Raw genomic sequence first — 23356 nt, forward strand, 5'->3', positions numbered from 1 at the left:
TCTTTCTTCACATAAAACCTTACTTTTTGAAAGCAGACTTGTTTCGGGGTATAGTGAGTGTATACATATGTCTCAATTCGTACTAAAGGAGTTGTACCCAGTGATTAAAGCGTTAATTTTTGATTTTGACGGGCTTATTCTAGATACAGAAACACACGAATATGAGGTTCTTCAGGAAATATTTGAAGAGCACGGCTCAGTGCTGCCGCTATCTGTCTGGGGAAAGGTCATCGGAACTGCTGCGGGTTTCCGGCCTTTTGAATATTTAGAAGAGCAGATCGGGAAAAAGCTGAACCATGAAGAGCTCACACAATTGAGAAGAGAGCGGTTTGCCAAACGCATGGAATCAGAAAAAGCGAGACCTGGTGTCGAAGCGTATTTGAATGCGGCAAAGGATTTAGGCTTAAAAATAGGCCTTGCCTCCAGCTCTGATTATAAATGGGTGTCCGGCCATTTGAAGCAAATCGGCCTGTTTGATGATTTTGAAGTTATTCAAACGGCGGATGATGTGGAAGAGGTGAAGCCGAATCCTGAGCTCTATTTATTGGCGGCAAAGAACCTGGGGGTATCGCCAGCGGAATGTCTCGCGTTTGAGGATTCTGTCAATGGTTCGATTGCTGCGAAACGCGCAGGAATGAAGTGTGTCATTGTCCCGAATAAAGTAACGGGCACCTTGATGTTTGAAGACTATGATCACAGGCTTGAATCAATGGCGGAAATGGAGCTCGCCCTATTGCTTGATCATCTGAACTCACAAAACTAGAAAGGAGCGAGTAGGTTGTCTGAGAAATTAGATTTGACCCGTTTTGAAAAGAAAATGGTTATCCGCAATATCGAAGAGAAAGACATCGACAAGATTATCGATCTTCAAAAGGACTGCTTTCCAGGAATGGAGCCTTGGAAGCGGGAGCATTTAATCAGCCATTTGGAGCATTTTCCAGAAGGACAGTTTTGTGCAGAATTCGAGGGTGAAATTATCGGTTCGTGCTCAAGTCTCCTGATTAACTTTGATGAATATGATGACCGCCATACGTGGCAGGACATTACAGATGACGGTTATATCACCAACCATAATCCTGACGGCTTGAATATGTACGGAATTGAAGTCATGGTGCACCCGAAATACAGACGAATGAAAATCGGCCACCGTTTGTACGAGGCGAGAAAGGACTTAGCCAGACGCTTAAACCTGAAAAGCATCATCATAGGCGGACGGATTCCAAACTATCACAAATATGCAGAGGAAATGACAGCGAGAGAGTATGTTGAACAGGTGACACGCCACCAAATTTACGATCCGGTTCTTTCTTTTCAGCTGATGAACGGCTTTACCCTTATGCGAATTAACCCGAACTATCTCCCGGATGATACAGCTTCGATCAAGTATGCGACGCTGATGGAATGGAATAATGTGGATTATCTACCGCAGCAGACAAAACGCTATTATAAATCGGCGTTCCCTGTTAGAATTTGTGTGATTCAATACGAAATGAAGAAAATTTATTCCTTTGAGGAATTTGCGAATCAAGTAGAATACTATGTCGATGTTGCTTCAGACGCAAGATCTGATTTTGCGGTGTTCCCGGAAATTTTCACAACCCAGCTGATGTCCTTCCTTGAGGAACGGTCACCGAGCTTGGCGGTGCAGAGAATTACTGAGTATACAGAAGATTACATCAGCCTGTTTACTGACTTGGCTGTGAAGTATAACGTCAACATTATCGGCGGATCTCATTTCGTCGAAGAGGAAGGCAAGATCTATAATATCGCTTACCTGTTCAGACGGGACGGAACGATCGAGAAGCAATACAAACTCCATATTACGCCGAATGAACGCAAATGGTGGGGGATCAGCGCAGGAGACCAAGTTCGCGTGTTTGATACGGACTGCGGGAAAATCGCGATCCAGATCTGTTATGACATTGAATTTCCTGAGCTTGCCCGGATTGCGGCTGATAAAGGAGCCAAAATCATCTTTACGCCATTTTGTACAGAAGACCGTCAAGGCTATCTGCGTGTCAGATACTGTTCGCAGGCTAGAGCGGTTGAAAATCAAATTTATACGGTTATCTCTGGAACGGTCGGAAACCTTCCGCAAACGGAAAACATGGATATCCAATACGCCCAGTCAGGCATCTTTGCCCCGTCTGATTTTGAATTCGCTCGTGACGGCATTGTCGGCGAAACAAACCCGAATATTGAAATGGTCGTCATCGGCGATGTTGACCTGGAAATTCTCAGAAGACAGCGCCAAAACGGTACAGTGCGCCAGCTAAAAGACAGACGGCGTGATATTTATCATATTCAATATAAAAAATAATTCCCAAAAAACCCGCCAATTCAGGCGGGTTTTTTAAAACAAAAGCGGAATTGTTTAGGTGCTATCTTTAAAATAAAAGTAGGTATAGTGGAGGTGCCTTATGGAGTTTCTGTATTTTCGCCATTTCCTATATCATACAGAAAACGGCTAGGCTTCACATTGCTATTGCAATGGCTGTCCAAGTTGTTTCGAGTGCGACCTTTATTAGTATGATGCTGGAGCATTGTCACTTTGCCTGTTTTGCTTTGGAAGCTGCATCCTCTTTCTTCTTGAGAAAGGGGATGTTTTATTATTTACGCGGTTTATTGACTCTGACCCGGTCTGGCTTTATATTGAAGGCAGGGAAATCATCACCAAGACATCACATAAAGAGAAGGTCTGTTTCAATTGAATTGGCATTATAGGGAACGCTAATGAAATGGAGATGATGGGGATGGAAAACATTCAGCAAAATCAGGGATTAAAGCAAAAAGATGAGCAATTTGTGTGGCATGCCATGAAGGGAGCGCATCAAACGGACAGCCTGATAGCCCAGAAGGCCGAGGGGGCCTGGGTAACCGACATAGACGGACGCCGCTATTTGGATGCGATGTCCGGTTTGTGGTGCGTCAACATTGGTTACGGCAGAAAGGAGCTTGCGGAGGCTGCCTATGAGCAACTAAAGGAGCTGCCTTACTACCCGTTAACGCAAAGTCACGCACCCGCAATTCAACTGGCGGAAAAGCTGAATGAATGGCTTGGCGGCGATTATGTTATCTTTTTTTCCAACAGCGGATCGGAAGCAAACGAAACTGCTTTTAAAATTGCCCGCCAGTACCATCTGCAAAACGGCGACCACAGCCGTTATAAATTCATCTCAAGATATCGGGCATACCACGGCAATACATTGGGAGCGCTCTCAGCTACCGGACAGGCGCAGCGCAAATATAAATACGAGCCTTTGAGCCAAGGATTTCTGCATGCAGCTCCGCCAGATATATACCGGAATCCTGATGATGCAGACACGCTTGAAAGCGCAAATGAAATCGACCGCATCATGACATGGGAATTAAGCGAAACGATTGCCGGGGTCATTATGGAGCCCATCATTACAGGCGGGGGCATCCTAATGCCGCCGGACGGATATATGAAAAAGGTGGAGGACATTTGCCGGCGCCACGGAGCCCTTTTGATTTGCGATGAAGTAATCTGCGGGTTTGGACGGACAGGTGAGCCGTTCGGGTTTATGCACTACGGTGTGAAGCCTGATATCATTACGATGGCAAAGGGAATCACAAGCGCGTATCTGCCATTGTCAGCGACTGCTGTGAAACGGGACATTTTCGAAGCGTATCAGGGGGAAGCTCCTTATGACCGTTTCCGCCACGTGAACACGTTCGGCGGAAGCCCGGCTGCCTGTGCCTTGGCGTTAAAAAACCTGCAAATTATGGAGGACGAACAGCTGATTCAGCGATCCCGCGATCTTGGAGCAAAGCTTTTAGGTGAGCTCCAAGCTCTGAGAGAACACCCGGCAGTCGGAGATGTTAGAGGAAAAGGGCTGCTGATTGGAATCGAACTCGTCAAAGATAAATTGACTAAAGAGCCGGCTGATGCCGCCAAAGTAAACCAAGTGGTTGCGGCGTGCAAAGAAAAAGGACTGATCATCGGCAAAAACGGCGATACAGTCGCCGGCTACAACAATGTCATCCAGCTTGCGCCGCCATTTTGCCTGACAGAAGAGGACCTTTCCTTTATCGTGAAAACGGTGAAAGAAAGCTTTCAAACGATATAATATAAAAGTGAATTATTAAAGGAGCACATGATGAGTTTTCACAACCAGCCGATCTTACCGGCTATTCGCAATATGAAGCAATTTGATGAGTTTTTGAACAGTTCGTTCTCTTACGGTGTTATTCTTGATATTCATCTCGGCCAGCTGAAGGGCGTGATCAAAGAAGCGCAAAAGCACGGAAAGAACATGATGGTGCACGTCGATCTCATTCAAGGGATTAAGCATGACGAATACGGTGCGGAATTTATATGTCAGGATATCAAGCCCGCTGGGATTATTTCCACAAGATCGAACGTGATTGCCAAAGCGAAGCAGAAGAAAATTTATGCCATTCAGCGCCTGTTTTTGCTTGATACAAGCGCGATGGAGAAAAGCATGGAGTTTATCGGCAAGCATAAGCCTGACTTCATCGAAGTGCTTCCCGGCATCGTTCCGTCACTCATTCAGGAAATAAAAGAGAAAACAGGGATTCCCATCTTTGCCGGGGGGTTCATCCGTACGGAAGAGGATGTAGAGCAGGCATTGAAAGCGGGGGCTGTAGCTGTCACAACATCTAATACCAAATTGTGGAAAAAATATGAAAACTTTTTGACGGAAAGTGATTGACACCGCTTTCATGCACTGATACAATTGCACTAGGTTAATACATTGTGATGGAGAACTCGGAGACCACAGCAGCTCTTTACGGCAAATGTTTATGCACCCGTAAAGCGGTTTGTTGTGGTTTTTTTATTCTCTTCTTCTCTATCATGCTTTTTAATCGTGACTTTAGGAGGAATGTGCTATGACAGCATTTTGGGGAGAAGTCATCGGTACGATGCTGCTTATCATTTTTGGTGCAGGTGTTTGTGCAGGTGTCAATTTAAAGAAATCGCTTTCATTCCAGTCTGGCTGGATTGTTGTTGTATTTGGATGGGGATTGGGTGTTGCCATGGCGGCATACGCGGTTGGCGGCATCAGCGGTGCCCATTTGAATCCGGCGCTAACGATAGCGCTTGCATTTGTAGGAGATTTTCCTTGGAAAGAGGTTCCGGTTTATATTGCGGCGCAAATGATCGGAGCGATCATCGGTGCGGTGATTATTTATCTGCATTACCTCCCGCACTGGAAGTCAACGGATGATCCCGCTGCCAAGCTGGGTGTTTTCTCAACAGGGCCCAGCATTCCGCATACATTTGCAAACGTTTTAAGCGAAGTGATTGGGACATTTGTCCTTGTGCTTGGAATCTTGGCCATTGGGGCAAATCAATTTACAGAAGGACTTAATCCTTTAATCGTCGGTTTCCTCATTGTAGCAATCGGTATTTCTCTGGGAGGAACCACCGGCTATGCTATCAATCCTGCACGTGACTTAGGTCCGCGGATAGCCCACGCTTTTCTTCCGATTCCGGGGAAGGGCTCATCAAACTGGAAATACGCATGGGTTCCGGTAGTCGGCCCGATTTTAGGCGGATCATTCGGCGGCGTATTTTACAACGCTGCATTTAAAGGGCACATCACAAGCAGCTTCTGGATTGTAAGCGTTATATTGGTTGTGGTATTGTTAGGACTCTATGTTTATACGAAATCACATTCTGCTAAAACATTATCAAATTCAAAATATATTTAATCAAAGGGGAGACATCTTATGGAAACGTACATTTTATCCTTAGATCAGGGGACGACAAGTTCAAGAGCGATTCTGTTTAATAAAGAAGGCAAAATCGTTCACTCTGCTCAAAAGGAATTTACACAATACTTCCCGCATCCTGGCTGGGTTGAGCATAATGCCAATGAAATTTGGGGCTCTGTCCTCGCGGTTATCGCCTCAGTCATCTCTGAATCAGGAATCAGCGCTTCTCAAATTGCCGGCATCGGCATCACGAACCAGCGCGAGACGACGGTTGTGTGGGATAAAGATACAGGAAGTCCTGTCTATAATGCAATCGTTTGGCAGTCCAGACAGACGTCCGGCATTTGTGAGGAACTTCGTGAAAAAGGATATAATGATAAATTCAGAGAAAAAACTGGGCTTTTAATCGATCCATACTTCTCCGGCACGAAGGTGAAGTGGATTTTAGACAATGTGGAAGGCGCGAGAGAAAAAGCGGAAAAAGGCGAGCTGCTGTTTGGAACGATTGATACGTGGCTCATTTGGAAAATGTCAGGCGGAAAAGCGCATGTGACCGATTACTCCAATGCCTCAAGAACACTGATGTTTAATATATACGATTTAAAATGGGACGATGAACTGCTCGACATTCTAGGCGTACCGAAATCCATGCTCCCTGAAGTGAAGCCGTCCTCTCATGTGTATGCGGAGACTGTTGATTATCACTTCTTCGGAAAAAATATCCCGATTGCTGGAGCGGCAGGCGACCAGCAGTCCGCATTGTTCGGCCAGGCATGCTTTGAAGAAGGCATGGGGAAAAACACATACGGCACAGGATGTTTCATGCTGATGAATACCGGGGAAAAAGCAATTAAGTCCGAACATGGGCTTTTGACAACAATCGCTTGGGGCATTGACGGAAAAGTGAACTATGCGTTAGAAGGAAGCATTTTTGTCGCAGGCTCTGCCATCCAGTGGCTTAGAGACGGATTGAGAATGTTCCAGGACTCTTCGCTTAGCGAATCTTATGCAGAGAAAGTGGATTCAACTGACGGCGTATATGTCGTTCCGGCCTTTGTCGGACTGGGAACGCCTTACTGGGACAGCGATGTGCGCGGTTCGGTTTTCGGCCTGACAAGAGGGACAACAAAAGAGCACTTTATCCGTGCGACACTGGAGTCATTGGCTTATCAGACCAAAGATGTGCTTGACGCAATGGAAGCAGATTCAAACATTTCATTAAAGACGCTTCGTGTAGACGGAGGAGCTGTAAAAAACAATTTCCTAATGCAGTTCCAAGGAGACCTGTTGAATGTTCCTGTGGAGCGCCCGGAAATTAATGAAACGACTGCACTTGGCGCGGCTTATTTGGCAGGTATCGCTGTGGGATTCTGGAAGGACCGTTCTGAAATCGCGAACCAGTGGAATCTGGATAAACGGTTTGAACCTGAATTAGAAGAAGAAAAACGAAATGAGCTGTATAAAGGCTGGCAAAAAGCCGTAAAAGCAGCTATGGCTTTCAAGTAAAGTAATACTATGGTATAATGGTTACAAGTTAATAAGAACGGTCCTGAGATGAGGAGAGACCACAGCACCAAAGTGTAAGTAAGCATGCACTTTGGCTGTTGTGGTCTCTTTTTCTATTTACCGTGACAACAAGGAGGAAACGTAATGATGAAACATCAATTTTCAAGTCTTGAAAGAGATCGCATGCTGACAGACATGACGAAAAAAACATATGACCTATTTATTATCGGAGGAGGAATTACAGGAGCCGGAACAGCTCTTGACGCGGCATCAAGGGGAATGAAGGTCGCACTAAGCGAAATGCAGGACTTTGCGGCAGGAACATCAAGCCGATCAACGAAGCTGGTACATGGCGGCTTGCGCTATTTAAAACAATTTGAAGTGAAAATGGTCGCTGAGGTAGGAAAAGAGCGGGCGATTGTGTATGAAAACGGCCCGCATGTCACTACACCGGAATGGATGCTGCTTCCGTTTCATAAAGGCGGCACATTCGGTTCATTTACAACATCAATCGGGTTAAGGGTTTATGACTTCCTTGCAGGTGTGAAAAAGTCAGAACGAAGAAGCATGCTTTCAGCAAAAGAAACGCTGCAAAAAGAACCTTTGGTAAAAAAAGACGGCTTAAAAGGCGGCGGGTACTATGTGGAATACCGCACTGACGATGCGAGACTGACCATCGAAGTCATGAAGGAAGCGGTGAAATTCGGGGCAGAGCCTGTGAATTACTCCAAAGTGAAGGAGCTTCTTTACGAAAAAGGCAAAGCCGTCGGCGTATTAATTGAAGATGTGCTGACAAAGAAAGAATATAAAGTGTATGCGAAAAAAATTGTCAATGCTACAGGCCCTTGGGTCGATCAGCTCAGAGAAAAAGACCATTCGAAAAACGGAAAGCATTTGCAGCATACAAAAGGCATTCACCTTGTATTTGACCAGTCTGTCTTTCCGCTGAAACAGGCTGTATATTTCGATACACCTGATGGCCGGATGGTATTTGCGATTCCTCGTGAAGGCAAAACATACGTGGGAACAACAGACACTGTTTACAAAGAGGCGCTGGAGCATCCGCGGATGACAACGGAGGATCGTGATTATGTCATCAAATCAATCAATTACATGTTCCCGGAACTGAATATCACTGCGAATGACATCGAATCCAGCTGGGCGGGGCTGCGTCCGCTGATTCATGAAGAAGGCAAAGATCCTTCTGAAATTTCACGGAAAGACGAGATTTGGACATCTGACTCAGGCCTGATCACCATTGCCGGCGGAAAACTGACTGGATACAGAAAAATGGCGGAGCACATCGTTGATCTTGTCCGTGATCGCTTAAAAGAAGAGGGCGAAAAGGATTTTGGACCATGTAAAACGAAAAACATGCCAATCTCTGGCGGGCACGTCGGCGGTTCGAAAAATCTTATGTCCTTCGTTACCGCGAAAACAAAAGAAGGAATTGCAGCCGGTTTATCAGAAAAAGACGCAAAACAGCTTGCGATCAGATACGGCTCTAACGTAGATCGCGTCTTTGACCGGGTAGAAGCGCTGAAAGATGAGGCCGCGAAACGCAACATTCCGGTTCATATTCTTGCTGAGGCAGAATACAGTATAGAAGAAGAGATGACTGCAACCCCTGCTGACTTCTTTGTCCGCAGAACGGGACGTTTATTTTTTGATATCAATTGGGTAAGATCATATAAAGATGCCGTTATTGATTTTATGAGCGAGCGATTCCAATGGGATGAGCAGGCGAAAAACAAACATACAGAAAACCTCAACAAGCTTTTACACGATGCGGTCGTACCGCTTGAGCAATAAATCATAACGGGCTGTCTGCAGCCCGTTATTTCTTTTTACGTGCCGAAAGTGCCAGATCTCAGGTTATCAAGTGACAGAGGCACCCGCTTCATATAAAATAATGGCATAAGCTGATACATAGGAGGACGAATATGACTTGGAGAAAGAGCTATGAACGCTGGAAACAGACAGAACATTTAGATCCGGAATTAAAAGAGCGCCTTATTGAATTAGAGGGGAATGAACAGGCCCTTGAGGACTGTTTCTATAAAGACCTTGAATTCGGTACCGGCGGAATGCGCGGAGAAATCGGCGCTGGGACAAATCGGATGAATATTTACACTGTGCGCAAAGCATCGGCCGGGTTTGCGGCATACATCTCGAAGCAAGGTGAGGAAGCGAAAAAACGGGGCGTTGTCATTGCTTATGATTCCCGCCATAAATCTCCGGAGTTCGCGATGGAAGCGGCAAAAACACTTGCGACACAAGGCATCCAAACATACGTGTTTGATGAGCTTCGCCCGACGCCAGAGCTGTCATTCGCTGTCAGACAGCTGAACGCTTATGGGGGAATTGTGGTAACGGCAAGCCATAACCCGCCTGAATATAACGGCTACAAAGTATACGGGGATGATGGCGGCCAGCTGCCTCCAAAGGAAGCGGACATCGTCATTGAGCAGGTAAACGCGATTGAAAATGAGCTGACGATCACAGTTGACGAAGAAAATAAGTTAAAAGAAAAAGGCTTAATCAAAATCATCGGTGAAGATATTGATAAAGTTTATACAGAAAAACTGACGTCGATTTCTGTACATCCTGAATTATCGGAAGAAGTAGATGTAAAGGTTGTTTTCACACCGCTGCATGGAACTGCAAATAAACCGGTCAGACGCGGTCTTGAAGCACTCGGCTACAGAAATGTAACGGTTGTCAAAGAACAGGAACTGCCGGATTCAAACTTCTCCACTGTTACATCGCCGAACCCGGAAGAGCATGCGGCATTCGAATATGCCATTAAGCTTGGGGAGGAGCAGAATGCAGATATTCTCATCGCGACAGACCCTGATGCTGACCGCCTCGGCATCGCGGTGAAAAACGATCAAGGCAAATATACAGTGCTGACAGGAAACCAAACCGGAGCGCTGCTGCTTCATTACCTGCTTTCTGAAAAGAAAAAACAAGGCATGCTGCCTGATAACGGTGTTGTTCTCAAAACGATTGTCACAAGCGAAATCGGCCGTGCTGTAGCTTCTTCATTCGGCCTTGATACGATTGATACGCTGACAGGCTTTAAGTTTATCGGTGAAAAGATCAAGGAATACGAGGCATCAGGCCAGTATACCTTCCAATTCGGTTATGAAGAGAGCTACGGTTATTTAATCGGGGATTTTGCCCGCGATAAGGACGCCATTCAGGCTGCGCTTTTGGCAGTTGAAGTTTGCGCGTTCTATAAAAAACAGGGAATGTCATTGTATGAGGCGCTCATCAATCTCTTTAACGAGTATGGTTTTTATCGTGAAGGGCTGAAATCACTGACGCTGAAAGGAAAACAAGGAGCAGAGCAAATTGAAGCGATTCTTGCTTCCTTCAGACAAAATCCGCCGCAGAAAATGGCAGGCAAACAGGTTGTCACAGCAGAAGATTACGCTGTAAGCAAACGGACGCTTCTGACTGAAAACAAAGAAGAAGCTATCGACTTGCCAAAATCAAATGTACTGAAATACTTCCTGGAAGACGGGTCTTGGTTCTGTCTTCGTCCTTCTGGAACTGAGCCGAAGGTTAAATTTTATTTCGCCGTAAAAGGGTCATCTTTGGAAGACAGTGAAAAGCGACTTGCCGTCCTTTCTGAAGATGTAATGAAGACGGTGGATGAAATTGTTGAGTCGACGGCAAAATAATTCAAGTATGAGCTGGGTCATTGTAAATGATCCGGCTTTTTCTTTTTCTCATTCAAAAGTCTGAAAGAAAATCATCCCATCAGTGAAGTAATGAAATACAAAAAACTGGTATAATCTTAAATACAAGATCAATGCCGGAGTGAGAAACGTGAGCAAAACGAGGATGGAAAAATTAAAAACGCTTAAAACGATTGCGGAAACCTTAAATCAAGGGCACGATATCAAAGCAACACTGGATGAGGTTTTAAAAGAGTTGCTGAGTCTGACAAACCTTCAATCCGGATGGATTTTTCTGATCGAAGAAGATGGAACTTATACGTTAGCGGCCGACGCTTATTTGCCCCCGGCTTTAAGCCGCAAGGAAAAAGTGCTGATGTGCGAAGGGGAGTGTTACTGCCTGACGAAATTCAATAACGGAGGGCTTAGAAAGGCTGCAAATATCATGAACTGCAAACGCATCGAATCAGCAGAAAACCTGCATTGTTTTGACACAGAAGGGATTACGCATCATGCAACTGTGCCTTTAGAAGACGGGGACAGAAGATTCGGATTGTTAAATGTAGCGGCGGCCGGAAAAACCATGTTTGATGAGGAAGAGCTGCATTTACTCGAGTCTGTCGCCTTTCAGATCGGAACGGCAATCCAGCGTATGAGGCTTTCTGAATATCAACAAAAAAATGCTCTTTTAATGGAGCGTAACCGCCTCGCTCAGGAGCTTCACGATTCAGTCAATCAAATGCTGTTTTCCGTCAGTTTAACTGCCAAAGCTGCAAAGACACTAACAAAAGATGAGAATTTACAGCAGATGATTGATTTCATCCAAAACCTATCACAGGACGCGCTCGCAGAAATGAAAGCGTTAATTTGGCAGCTTCGCCCCGGAGGATTGGAAAAAGGGCTGGCTGAAGCCATTAAAAGCTATGGTGCGCTCATTGGATTGAAGATCATTTTTACACAAAAAGGATGTCCTGTTCTGACTGATGAGCAGGAGCATATGCTATGGCGTGTCGTACAGGAAGCTTTAAATAACTGCAAAAAGCATGCCGGAACGGATACGGCGTATGTTAGTCTGACTGCTTCTTTGGGCCATGCGGAGCTGGATATCATCGATCATGGGGCAGGATTTCGCTATGAAGCGCATACCGGTCTGCCTTCACTTGGCATCAAGGGTATGAAAGAACGAGCGGAAAAAGCCGGAGCTAAGTTTTGGATTGAGTCAGCGCTTGGAACTGGAACAAAGCTGTCCATCAGGCTTCCGCTAAAAAGCCGAAAAGGAGGGGCGGTATGAAAATTGTCATTGCTGATGATCATCATGTTGTCAGAAAGGGTCTGCGTTTTTTCTTTGCCACCCAGGATGATATTGAAGTCGTCGGAGAAGCTGCAACTGGATTAGAAGCCCTCCGTGTCATCGAAGAGACAAAGCCGGATCTTGTGCTAATGGATTTGTCTATGCCCGAGATGGACGGCATTCAAGCCATTAAAAAAGCAATACAGCAATTTCCGGATACGAATATCATTGTGCTGACGAGCTACTCTGATCAGGAGCACGTCATCCCCGCGCTTCAGGCAGGCGCGAAGGCGTATCAATTAAAGGATACGGAGCCCGAGGAATTGGTGAAAACACTAAGACAAGTGCATGGTGGCGAATACAAGCTTTCTACAGCTATTATGCCCCATGTGCTGACACATATGAAAAATCAGCACGACCCGGAAAAAGAAAAATACTATCAATTAACTAGAAGGGAAAAAGACGTTCTGACTGAAATAGCGAACGGGAAAAGCAATAAAGAAATCGCAGCAGCCTTGTTTATTTCAGAAAAAACAGTAAAAACCCATGTATCGAATCTTTTAGCAAAACTTGAAGTGGCCGATCGCACGCAAGCAGCGCTTTTCGCAGTGAAATATAACCTGAATGGAGAGATCTCAAAATGAACATGTTAGTCATAAATGGCACGCCAAGAAAACATGGCAGAACAAGAATTGCAGCATCCTATATTGCAGCTCTGTATCACACGGATTTGATTGATCTAAGCGAGTTTGTATTGCCCGTTTTTAACGGTGAAGCGGAACAATCTGAACTGTTGAAAGTACAGGAGCTTAAGCAACGCGTTACGAAAGCGGATGCGATTGTATTATTATCGCCTGAATATCACAGCGGCATGAGCGGCGCTTTAAAAAATGCCTTGGATTTTCTAAGCAGCGAACAATTCAAATATAAGCCCGTTGCATTATTGGCAGTAGCGGGAGGCGGAAAAGGCGGCATCAATGCGCTGAACAATATGAGAACTGTGATGCGGGGTGTCTACGCCAATGTCATTCCGAAGCAGCTGGTGCTTGATCCGGTGCATATTGATGTTGAAAATGCTACAGTGGCTGAAAACATTAAGGAAAGCATAAAAGAGCTTGTCGAAGAACTCAGCATGTTCGCAAAAGCAGGAAATCCCGGCGTCTAAACGCCGGGATTTGTTTATGTGAGAAGGGCTATTTGATCTTCATAAGTCAGCTCTGTGGCATGATCAATATATCGGAGAAGGGAATACAGCATCTTTTCTAAAACGGCGTAATCCTGTTCAAAATGATACGCATGCAGAAAATGCTCAATTCGTTTTGATAACAAATCGTCCTCTGTACGCACCATTAAAATTAATAAATTATCCCATTGAGAACGATGGGTGTAATAAAGCGCTTTATCGTAATCGGCATAATCCATGAATCGCTTCTCCTTTCTTGGGTGAGAAGTTCATGATTAGTTTATGCCGCATCCTCTGTTATTGACGGGGCAAAACTTGCCGTCTGCGTCAGTAAAGGGGTAGCAATATGAGGGAGACATAAAATCAAAATGCCTGAATGAAGATATCGCTTTTGGTAAACCTATGAGGGAACATATTCTGGGTACAGGAGACTGAAAAAATGAAATCTCTGCCGTATACCATTGCGCTTCTTTTTTGCGGATTGATTATCGTGTCAATGGCTGCAAAAGGTCATTCAACGGACACAGACGAGTCCGTTCAAAAGTGGGAACAGCTTGCCTGGAGCAAAATTCAGGATGAATATAAGGGCGCTTCATTTTCTGATTATGCTTATATGGGGCGTACAGAGGTGAATGATCAGCAGACGAAAGATGTCTTTCGGGTGACAGTCAGACAGAAAGATGACACTTTTTCTGTTCGGGCCGAAGTCTATTTTCATCCGGTGACAAATCATATGATCAGCATCAACGTCTTTAGGCTCTAATAAAAAACTGTACAGCCGTTAAGGCCGCACAGTTTCTGTTTTTAGAAATATCGTTTTGCACCGAGATAGCGCTGTTTCCAGTAAGAGTTGTTCATATTGGAAATGACAACTCCGGAATCGTTGGCATTTATGAATTCCCCGTTGCCTAGGTAAATTCCGACGTGGGAAGGGCCGGCTTTATATGTTGTAAAGAAAACAAAATCTCCGACAGCAGGCTGGCTAACTGATTTCATTGTGTTCCAATATCCCGCTGCCGTTAATCTAGATACGGATGTGACTTTGTTCAGTACATAGTAAATGAATCCGCTGCAGTCAAACCCGGACGGTGTCGTGCCTCCCCAGCGATACGGAACCCCAAGCTGCGCTTTAGCGGCCGAAATCATTGTGTTAATCTTCGCACTCGTTGAGCTGGTGGTGTTTGAAGAACCGGATGAAGACGATGATGAAGCTTTTCCGGAAATGACCAGCTTTTGGCCAACCTGCAAGACATCCGTTTTTAAATTGTTTTTCTCACGAATCTGCTGAGCTGTTACATTAAATTTTTGTGCAATCACCCATAAGGAATCACCGCTTTTCACCGTGTATGTAGTCGTCGTGCCGGAGCTTGCATTTGACGAAGAAGACGACGATGATGAAGAGCCTGAAGATGCTTTACCTGTCAGCTTCAATACTTGTCCAACGTACAGCACATCTGATTTCAGATTGTTAATATTTCGGATTTGCTGTACAGTCAGGTTATAGTTGTTTGCGATTTTCCAGAGTGAATCACCGCTTTTAACGGTATATTTAGTTGTTGCTGAAGTTTGGTTCGATTTGGATGAAGTGTCTTTAGAAGACGTATCAGAGCCGCTTGATTTTGTTTTCAACACCTGATTCACGTAAATGGTGTCTGATTTTAAGTTGTTCAAGACCTTCAATTCAGCGATGGACATATTGACTTTGTTTGCAATTTTCCAAAGTGAATCTCCAAGCTGCACCTTATATGTTCCCGTAGAAGATGAAGAACTTGAACTCTTATTAGAACTGCTTTTTGAACTGGAGCTTGAACTCTTATTGGAACTGCTTTTTGTACTGGAACTTGAAGAAACAGTACCGGACACCTTTAATTTCTGCCCAGCACGAATTAAATCGCTGCTTAGTCCGTTTAATTTTTTCAGTTCTTGCACGGTCATTTTAAACTCATTTGCGATCAGCCAAAGTGAATCTCCGCTTTTCACTGTGTAAACAGAACTTCCGCTCTTCTTGGTTGTTGAGCTTGAAGTAGATGAAGAAGTGCTGGATTTGCTGCCTGGAATAGTAAGCGTCTGGCCGATCGACAGAACAGTAGTCGAAAGATGATTGGCGGATGTGAGGGCCGCCACACTTGTGTTATAGGTTTGGGCCAGTTTCCATAAAGAATCTCCGCTTTTGACCTTAATCGTTGCTGCTTCAGCTGGTGTCACTACTAAAGTTGTGCCGACAATCGCAGATGCTGTCAGCCCTGCTGCTAATTTCTTTTTCATCTTAGCTCTCCTTTTTCCCCCAATGATTTTGCATTTGCTGTTTCTTTTTTATATCGGCACATTTGTCTCATCGTTTTGCCTTTTTATAAAAATAGCCAAATTATCTTAACAATAAGGGGGAAAAAGGGCATAAAAAAAGAAGGAATCATGGATCTATTCCTTCATTTTTAAAAGCTTCATGATATCTTCCTTGTTTTTGACGAGGTCGCGCAGTGTATATTTGTCTAAAACCGCAAGATAGGCCAAAAGCGCTTCATTCAGCACATGTTTTAAGCCGCAAACCGGGGAAATAACGCAGAGATTCTTGTTCGCATCAAAACATTCAACAATATTAAAATCGTCCTCCGTTTTTCTGACAACCTCACCGATGTTGATGTCTTCAGGTTCCATGCCTAATCGTATGCCGCCGCCCCGTCCGCGTATCGTTTCTACGTAGCCGAGCTGGCCGAGCCTGTATATGACTTTCATGAGATGATTTTTTGAAATAGAATACGTTTCGGCAATCTGTTTTATATTTGAAAGTTCTCCGGGACGCTCTGCAGCCAGAAAAATCAACACTCTTAATGAATAATCTGTATAATTGGTTAACTTCATAATAAGACCTCAGAATAAGACATTTTCTATATCTTATCATAATCGATTGAAAAATGAAAAAAAAGGAATTAAAAAACATGCACCCAGCTGGGTGCATGTTTTTTGCTTACATGTCATTCGGCGGATTTTGGTTTTTACGGTTTTTTTCGATTTCTGTGTTTTGCATTTTGCGTTCAAATGTAGACAGATAACGTGATGCAAAATCCTTACCGCCAAGGCCGAAGGATAAACCGAAAGCGAGTGCGAAGCCGCTAAGAACGATGATGAACGCGGAATTGACGATTGTCGCAGCGACACCAAGCTGATCCAGGGCCATAAAGAAAGCAAGTGCGATAATCGTATATTTAGCAATAGGCGCTAAAGACTTGAATTCCTGGCCTTTTATCATGCTTGCGAGCACTTTTCTCACCAATTCTCCTGCGTAAAGGCCGAGTCCGAGAATGAATACTGCGACAAGGACATTCGGCAGATACGCGATGATGCCAGTGGCAATTTCTACGAGGAAGTGCAGCCGAACAATTTGAAGAGCCTCAGCTGTAAAGAGCAGAATGACAATGATTTGCGCAATCATACCGACAACTTGAGACAAGGACAGCTTTGCAGGCGTTCCGGCTTCCATGCCCATTTTCCCTAAGACAGAATCAAAGCCTGCGCGATGGAGCAGTCCGGACACCATGGATTTCACCCATTTTCCTGCCCAGATACCTGCTAAAACAAGCACGATGGCAATCATGATGTTCGGAAGCATGTTTAAAATCGTATTCAGCATAGAGACAGCCGGTTTTGAAATGCCGGCGACATCCAGCTGATCAAGCGCTGAAATGACCACCGGAATCATAATCAGCACATAAGCGATTGTTCCGATGACTGCTGAAAGGCTTGTGTCTTTTAAGTAAATTGATAAACCCATACGTGCCGCGAATCTTTCCGTGCCGATGCTTGCAAGGAAATTCGTAATGATATCACGGACAAGGCGGGCAACAAGCCAGCCGATTAATACGATAAGCGCCGCTGCAAATAATTTCGGCAGAAAAGCGAGCACGCTTTCCATCATATTTGTAAAAGGACCTGAAATGCCGCTGATTTTCAAAGAAGAGAAGACCCCTGGCAGAAAAACAAGCAGCACGAGATAAAAGACAATTTGTGAAGCGGTATTGACAGCCTGGTGAATATCTTTTCCTTCAGACACCAAATTCCACTTGCGCAGTTTGTCACTCGTGTTCAGCTTCATCCCGATTTTTTTGACAAGGAAGCTCAAAACAGAGGCTGCAGCCCATCCTAACAGCAGAATGAGTCCAGCTTTCAGTACGCTTGGGATCGCGGCTGCAATCGCCGAAAGCATACTGACAAACGGCGATGCCACTGTTGTCAGGTGCAAAATGTTAAAGAATAAAATAAAGACGATGATCAGTGCGATAAAATAAACGACCTTGCTTATGACTTTTTCCGAGGAATAGCGTGAAGGCTTTTTCCCAGCAAAGAGCTTGTCGTCGATTTTTGTTTTGCTGAGTCCTTTGTATACCGCTTTTTCAATGATTTTAGCAATAGCCCAGCCGATTAATAAGACGAGTAAAGCAATGATTACGTTTGGCAGCTTACTGAGATAAGTAGAAAGCACGTCTGCTACATTCAATTGGTATCGCTCCTTTTTCGTAGTATGGTGTGTGTTTACCCACTGATCCAATAAGCAAACAGATGAATGTGCCGGGGGAATTTTTTCTTGCCTGAGTGAGACTATCATCTTTTGTATGGCGGGCTCATACATTATAGATAAGTCCAAGTAGGGGGGATTCGGTTGAACGCGGAGGAGAAGAAGGGATTACAGCGGGCAATTGAGGAAATTACCGAAATTGCAAAAGGATTCGGCCTTGATTTCTACCCGATGAGATATGAAATCTGCCCGGCTGAAATTATTTATACATTTGGCGCGTACGGGATGCCGACAAGATTCAGCCACTGGAGCTTCGGCAAGCAGTTTCATAAGATGAAGCTGCACTATGATCTAGGGTTAAGTAAGATCTATGAGCTGGTCATTAACTCAGATCCATGCTACGCTTTTTTGCTGGACAGCAACTCACTGATCCAAAATAAATTGATTGTCGCACACGTTCTTGCCCATTGCGATTTCTTCAAAAACAACTGCCGTTTCCAAAACACGAAGCGCGATATGGTGGAAAGCATGGCGGCAACGGCTGAACGGATAAAACACTATGAGCAGGTTCACGGGATTAAAGAAGTCGAATCTTTTTTAGATGCGATCCTTTCGATTCAGGAGCATATCGATCCGTCGTTGGTCCGACCAAAGCTCCAATGGAGTGTGGATGATGAGGAAGAGGAGATTGAAGAGGCAGCCACGCCTTACGATGATCTATGGTCTTTGGATGAAAAGAAACCGAAAAAACAAGTGAAAAAATCGAAAAAACCGTTCCCGCCGCGGCCTGAAAAAGATATCCTGCTCTTTATCGAGGAGCATTCCCGGGAGCTGGAGCCATGGCAGCGTGATATATTAACGATGATGAGAGAGGAAATGCTTTATTTCTGGCCTCAGCTGGAAACCAAGATTATGAATGAGGGCTGGGCTTCCTATTGGCACCAGCGAATTATACGTGAGCTTGATTTAACCTCTGATGAAGCGATCGAGTTCGCCAAGCTGAATGCAGGTGTCGTTCAGCCGTCCAAAACAGGCATTAATCCTTATTATTTAGGGCTGAAAATATTTGAAGACATTGAAAAGAGGTACAACAACCCGACGGAGGAAATGAAGAAAATGGGCGTGCAGCCTGACTCCGGCCGGGAGAAAATGTTTGAGGTCAGGGAGATTGAATCCGATATCTCTTTCATCCGCAATTATTTAACCAAAGAATTAGTCATGCGCGAGGATCTTTATTTGTTTCAAAAACAGGGCCGAGATTATAAAATCATCGATAAACAGTGGAAGTCGGTGCGCGACCAGCTCGTAAGCATGCGGGTAAATGGCGGTTTTCCATATTTGACAGTAAACGACGGCGATTATATGAAAAATAACGAGCTCTATATTAAGCATTGGTATGAAGGAATAGAGTTAGATTTGAAATATTTGGAGAAAGTGCTCCCTTATTTATTCCAGCTTTGGGGAAGAAGCGTGCACATTGAGTCTGTGCTTGAGGATAAGGAAGTCATGTTTTCGTACGACGGAAAAGGTGTTCACCGCAGATATTTATAAAAAAGAGGATGCAGCGTTCTGCATCCTTTTTATTTTCCAGTTTTTAAAATCTTAAATATGATGTTTGCCTGGTCCATATTGTTAATCAATCCGCGGAATTTTTCTTTTCCGGGGCCGTACGCGTATACCGGTACTTCTTCGCCGGTATGATCGGTACTCGTCCATCCGCTGTTGGAGCGAGTATTAAAAATCTTGATGATGGCTTTGTAGGCCCCTTTGCTTTTGTCAGCCTGTGCAGCTGCTTCAACGCTTTTGATTTCTTCAGATGTGACTTTCAGATTGCCATAGCGGGCGAGCACATCTTTTGCCGGTTTGCCCTCATTGATTTTCTTTGCCATAAATTCAGGGGTTTTTTTGGCGGCGAGAATCGGTTCTGCGTGCCAATTCTTTTCCCCGTTTGCGCCAATGGTAAAGCCGCCGGTTGTATGGTCAGCAGTTGCAATCACAAGTGTATGTTTGTCTTTTTTCGCAAATTCAATCGCGGCTTTATAGGCCTGTTCAAAATCTTTAACCTCGCTCATGGCTCCTACTGTATCATTGTCATGGGCCGCCCAGTCAATCTGGCTCCCTTCGACCATCAAGAAAAATCCTTTTTTATTTTGGTTCAGGCGATCAATTGCTGAAACCGTCATTTCTTTGAGAGACGGTGTTTTGCTGTCACGGTCGAGCGCCTTAGCAAGCCCTCCATCTGCGAAAAGCCCGAGCACCTGCTGATCTTTATTTTTTTTCAATGCTTGTTTAGTTGTCACATAGCTGTAGCCGGCTTGTTTGAATTCCTTTTTCAAGTTTCTGTCCTTGCGGTTAAAATAAGATTTTCCGCCGCCAAGCAAAACGTCTATTTTATGTTTGCCTTTTATTTTGTCATCCATATAGCTGTTGGCGATTTGGTCCATGTTTTTCCGTGATTCATTGTGGGCGCCATATGCGGCTGGAGTGGCGTGGTTAATTTCAGACGTGGCGACAAGCCCTGTTGACTTGCCTTGCTGTTTGGCCTCTTCAAGTACTGATTTCACTTTTTTTCCGTTTTTATCGACGCCAATTGCATTGTTATATGTCTTAACGCCTGTCGCTAATGCTGTTCCGGCTGCTGCTGAATCTGTAATATTATAGTCAGGGTCATCCGGATGCGTCATCATCATGCCTGTCAGGTTCCGGTCAAATTCTGTTAACTTCGGGTTATTCGGTGTGTCACCGTTATTTTTCATGGAACGGTAGGCTCTTATGTAAGGCGTCCCCATGCCGTCGCCTATCATCACAATGACATTTCTGATCTCAGCTTTGTCTTGTTTTTTAGCGCTGGCCTTTTCTGTTTGCTGAAGCTCAGCTCCGGCAAAGATTCCAGCTGTAAGGACAGAAACAGCGGCGATTGGCAGAAGTTTTGATTTCATATTTTGAAACAAACTCATTTTTTTCATGCCTCCTTTAATGTATTCCGTTTATCATGTTAGGGAAATTTTGTTAAATGCGGCTGTTGATCATGTAAACAATAAGTAAAGCCTTGTAAGGAAATGAAAAAACGCTTTTCGTTATCTTGCCTTATTTGATGTAAAGCATTCATTTTTCAGAAAAATCTTTACCTCTCTGTCTTTGCATGATATGTTTGTTTAAATAAAAAAACTGCGGATAACCGCAGCTCTCCTCGAATATTCTTTACCACTCATTTTTCCGGTATGTGAGCCGACCCCGAAAGTTTTTCATTTATTTCCTTTATGTTGAAAAACATCCCATAAAACATGACAAAAGCACTCGTTTTTTGTCACCTTTGCAACGAAAATGAAATATTTAATACCCTTAAAAACTTTTTTTTAGAACGAATAATTAAGAAATTTGTCACATGAAGTCAAGACTATTTCTGATGGGAATCTATCCTTATAATAGAAATCAATAAGATTAATTTAAAAAAAGAGATACATATATAGAGAGTTAACATTTGGGGAGGAAAATATGAAAAAGCAAATCATTACAGCTACGACAGCAGTTGTTTTAGGATCGACGTTATTTGCAGGAGCGGCATCTGCACAAAGCATTAAGGTGAAAAAAGGCGACACGTTATGGGATCTTTCAAGAAAATACGACACAACGATCAGTAAAATTAAATCAGAGAACCACCTTCGTTCAGACATTATTTATGTGGGACAAACTTTATCGATTAACGGCAAATCTACAAGTTCAAAAAGCAGCAGTTCTTCTTCCTCTTCTTCTACATACAAAGTAAAGAGCGGGGACAGCCTTTGGAAAATTTCAAAAAAATACGGCATGACAATCAATGAACTGAAGAAGCTGAATGGCTTAAAATCAGATTTGCTTCGTGTTGGACAAGTCCTGAAACTGAAAGGTTCAACTAGTTCAAGCAGCTCCAGCTCATCAAAAGTGTCATCGTCTTCAACTTCTACTTATAAAGTGAAGAGCGGAGACAGCCTTTCTAAAATTGCGAGCAAATACGGCACTACGGTTAGCAAATTAAAAAGCTTAAACGGCTTAAAATCAGATGTAATCTATGTCAACCAAGTATTGAAGGTGAAAGGAACAAGCACAAGCAGCTCAAAACCTGCTTCATCTTCATCGTCTTCAAGCAGCAAAACGTCATCTACATCACTTAATGTGAGCAAGCTGGTTTCTGATGCAAAAGCGTTAGTCGGAACGCCATATAAATGGGGCGGAACGACAACTTCCGGCTTTGACTGCAGCGGATTCATTTGGTACGTACTGAATAAACAAACAAGTGTGGGCAGAACAAGCACTGCAGGATACTGGAGTTCTATGAAGAGCATTGCCAGCCCGTCTGTTGGTGATTTCGTCTTCTTCACAACATATAAATCCGGCCCTTCTCACATGGGGATTTACATTGGAAACAATAGTTTCATTCATGCAGGATCTGACGGCGTACAAATCAGCAGCCTGAACAACAGCTACTGGAAGCCTCGTTACCTCGGTGCGAAAAGATTCTGATTTTTAGAGAAAACCCGTTCATTGGAACGGGTTTTTTTCATTAGACGGAGCACAGGCGTTTTGGTTGCTCCTAAAAATGAAAATGTGATAAAAAATCCAAGAATTTTTTTTCTTTCTTATTTTCATAAAGGGCAATCGCGTAAGCGCCGGCATAGGGCAGCTGTACAGACTGATAAGGAATTCTGATCATCTGTTTCTCTGCTAATTCACGCTTTACTGTAGATAAAGGCAGAAATGAAACTCCGAGTCCTTCCTTGATAAACCGTTTCGTTATATGTGTTTGAGTGACCTTCATTGTTCTCACAAATGGAAATGTCATTCTGACTTGACGGAGCAAGTCGTCCCAGTAATCAGGATGATTGTGGGTCAAAAGCAGGTATTGTTCGAGCACCTCTTTGGCATCAATTTCGTTGTCTTCTATGAAACGCTTATCGGGCGGGGCAACAAGGACGACAGGGTCTTTGTATAAGCAGTGGCAGCTTAAAGAAGAAGACTGTACCTTTAAACAGCTTAGTCCGATATCTGCTTCCCCGGCTTTAATCAGTGACGCGATTTCCGCTGATTCGAAAATCGTAACCGCCATTTCTGTTTCCGTATTCATTGCTGTGTACCGTTTCATGACAGAAGGAAGCACAGTATCTGCAATAAGCGGAGAAACCGCGAGCTGTAAGGTTTGAGAGTAGCCTTGTCTCACTCTGTGAAGCTCTGCCATGCTGTTTTCATAATCATCAAGAAGCCTGAGCGCATACGGCAAATACGCCCTGCCTTCATCAGTCAGCTGGATTTGCCTGCCTTTACGTTCGAACAGCTTGCAGCTGATTTCTTTTTCTAATTGCTTGATATGTACGGTCACAGTAGGCTGAGATAAGAAAAGCGTTTCCGCCGTTTTTCGGAAGTTCTCATATTTTGCAGCGGTCACAAAGGTGTGAAGCCATTTGAAATCCATTTCTGTTCTCCCTCTGATTAATATTTTTAAT

Annotated in this window: 20 protein-coding genes; 14 read left to right on the top strand and 6 right to left on the bottom strand. The window is 44.1% G+C overall.

The window, feature by feature from the left end:
• Positions 1–100 precede the first annotated feature (100 nt).
• The 11 genes from MKY50_RS05090 (at position 101) to yhdA (ending at position 13351) form a co-directional block, all read left to right on the top strand.
• Complete coding sequence (locus MKY50_RS05090; protein WP_003245030.1) at positions 101–763, top strand: HAD family hydrolase; 663 nt, start codon at positions 101–103, stop codon at positions 761–763.
• Between the two features lie 15 nt (positions 764–778).
• Positions 779–2320: a bifunctional GNAT family N-acetyltransferase/carbon-nitrogen hydrolase family protein gene (locus MKY50_RS05095; RefSeq protein WP_003245514.1), complete on the top strand. Its 1542-nt coding sequence runs from the start codon at positions 779–781 to the stop codon at positions 2318–2320.
• A gap of 418 nt (positions 2321–2738) precedes the next feature.
• The gene (locus tag MKY50_RS05100; RefSeq protein WP_341116257.1) at positions 2739–4091 is read left to right on the top strand and encodes an aspartate aminotransferase family protein; all 1353 of its coding nucleotides are present in this window, start codon (positions 2739–2741) and stop codon (positions 4089–4091) included.
• A 27-nt stretch (positions 4092–4118) separates the two neighbouring features.
• Positions 4119–4697: a glycerol uptake operon antiterminator GlpP gene (glpP, locus tag MKY50_RS05105; protein ID WP_003233388.1), complete on the top strand. Its 579-nt coding sequence runs from the start codon at positions 4119–4121 to the stop codon at positions 4695–4697.
• A 178-nt stretch (positions 4698–4875) separates the two neighbouring features.
• Complete coding sequence (gene glpF / locus MKY50_RS05110) at positions 4876–5700, top strand: glycerol uptake facilitator protein GlpF (RefSeq protein WP_003233386.1); 825 nt, start codon at positions 4876–4878, stop codon at positions 5698–5700.
• Positions 5701–5718: 18 nt separating this feature from the next.
• Positions 5719–7209, top strand: coding sequence for a glycerol kinase GlpK (glpK, locus tag MKY50_RS05115; protein ID WP_003233384.1), 1491 nt, complete (start codon positions 5719–5721; stop codon positions 7207–7209).
• Between the two features lie 144 nt (positions 7210–7353).
• Positions 7354–9021: a glycerol-3-phosphate dehydrogenase gene (gene glpD / locus MKY50_RS05120; RefSeq protein WP_220396879.1), complete on the top strand. Its 1668-nt coding sequence runs from the start codon at positions 7354–7356 to the stop codon at positions 9019–9021.
• Positions 9022–9152: 131 nt separating this feature from the next.
• The gene (gene pgcA, locus MKY50_RS05125) at positions 9153–10898 is read left to right on the top strand and encodes a phosphoglucomutase (RefSeq protein ID WP_080529105.1); all 1746 of its coding nucleotides are present in this window, start codon (positions 9153–9155) and stop codon (positions 10896–10898) included.
• Positions 10899–11046: 148 nt separating this feature from the next.
• Positions 11047–12186 carry a two-component system sensor histidine kinase YhcY gene (gene yhcY, locus MKY50_RS05130; RefSeq protein ID WP_264099606.1) on the top strand — a complete coding sequence of 380 codons (1140 nt, stop codon included), beginning with the start codon at positions 11047–11049 and terminating at the stop codon, positions 12184–12186.
• Positions 12183–12830 carry a two-component system response regulator YhcZ gene (gene yhcZ, locus MKY50_RS05135; protein WP_041335631.1) on the top strand — a complete coding sequence of 216 codons (648 nt, stop codon included), beginning with the start codon at positions 12183–12185 and terminating at the stop codon, positions 12828–12830. The genes yhcY and yhcZ overlap by 4 nt, the downstream gene beginning before the upstream one ends.
• Positions 12827–13351 carry an FMN-dependent NADPH-azoreductase gene (gene yhdA, locus MKY50_RS05140; RefSeq protein ID WP_003244703.1) on the top strand — a complete coding sequence of 175 codons (525 nt, stop codon included), beginning with the start codon at positions 12827–12829 and terminating at the stop codon, positions 13349–13351. Before yhcZ ends, yhdA begins: the two co-directional genes overlap by 4 nt.
• Before the next feature lie 14 nt (positions 13352–13365).
• Here the strand turns inward: yhdA and MKY50_RS05145 are convergent, their stop codons facing one another.
• A complete protein-coding gene (locus tag MKY50_RS05145; protein WP_003233373.1) occupies positions 13366–13608 on the bottom strand; it encodes a YhdB family protein in 243 nt (80 codons plus the stop codon).
• Between the two features lie 200 nt (positions 13609–13808).
• Here MKY50_RS05145 and MKY50_RS05150 point away from each other — a divergent pair, with 200 nt between their 5' ends.
• Positions 13809–14132: a YqzG/YhdC family protein gene (locus MKY50_RS05150; protein WP_003233371.1), complete on the top strand. Its 324-nt coding sequence runs from the start codon at positions 13809–13811 to the stop codon at positions 14130–14132.
• A 41-nt stretch (positions 14133–14173) separates the two neighbouring features.
• On the opposite strand, the gene lytF is transcribed toward MKY50_RS05150, so the two are convergent.
• From lytF to MKY50_RS05165, 3 genes are all read right to left on the bottom strand, one after another.
• A complete protein-coding gene (gene lytF / locus MKY50_RS05155; protein ID WP_101501935.1) occupies positions 14174–15634 on the bottom strand; it encodes a peptidoglycan endopeptidase LytF in 1461 nt (486 codons plus the stop codon).
• Positions 15635–15787: 153 nt separating this feature from the next.
• Entirely contained in the window at positions 15788–16228 is a 441-nt protein-coding gene (gene nsrR / locus MKY50_RS05160; protein WP_014479293.1) for a nitric oxide-sensing transcriptional repressor NsrR, read from the bottom strand.
• A gap of 106 nt (positions 16229–16334) precedes the next feature.
• Complete coding sequence (locus MKY50_RS05165) at positions 16335–17861, bottom strand: mechanosensitive ion channel (protein WP_445662039.1); 1527 nt, start codon at positions 17859–17861, stop codon at positions 16335–16337.
• A gap of 162 nt (positions 17862–18023) precedes the next feature.
• Between MKY50_RS05165 and spoVR the strand changes: the two genes are divergently transcribed.
• Complete coding sequence (gene spoVR / locus MKY50_RS05170; RefSeq protein ID WP_003233364.1) at positions 18024–19430, top strand: stage V sporulation protein SpoVR; 1407 nt, start codon at positions 18024–18026, stop codon at positions 19428–19430.
• Between the two features lie 29 nt (positions 19431–19459).
• Here spoVR and phoA read toward each other — a convergent pair whose 3' ends face one another.
• The gene (phoA, locus tag MKY50_RS05175; RefSeq protein WP_341116262.1) at positions 19460–20845 is read right to left on the bottom strand and encodes an alkaline phosphatase PhoA; all 1386 of its coding nucleotides are present in this window, start codon (positions 20843–20845) and stop codon (positions 19460–19462) included.
• Between the two features lie 529 nt (positions 20846–21374).
• Between phoA and lytE the strand changes: the two genes are divergently transcribed.
• Positions 21375–22379, top strand: coding sequence for a peptidoglycan endopeptidase LytE (gene lytE, locus MKY50_RS05180; protein ID WP_003244816.1), 1005 nt, complete (start codon positions 21375–21377; stop codon positions 22377–22379).
• 70 nt (positions 22380–22449) lie between these two features.
• Here lytE and citR read toward each other — a convergent pair whose 3' ends face one another.
• Positions 22450–23325 carry a transcriptional regulator CitR gene (citR, locus tag MKY50_RS05185; RefSeq protein WP_003233357.1) on the bottom strand — a complete coding sequence of 292 codons (876 nt, stop codon included), beginning with the start codon at positions 23323–23325 and terminating at the stop codon, positions 22450–22452.
• Between the last annotated feature and the right edge of the window lie 31 nt (positions 23326–23356).

It is taken from the genome of Bacillus sp. FSL R7-0685, assembly GCF_038002425.1.
Taxonomy (GTDB): Bacteria; Bacillota; Bacilli; order Bacillales; family Bacillaceae; genus Bacillus; species Bacillus subtilis.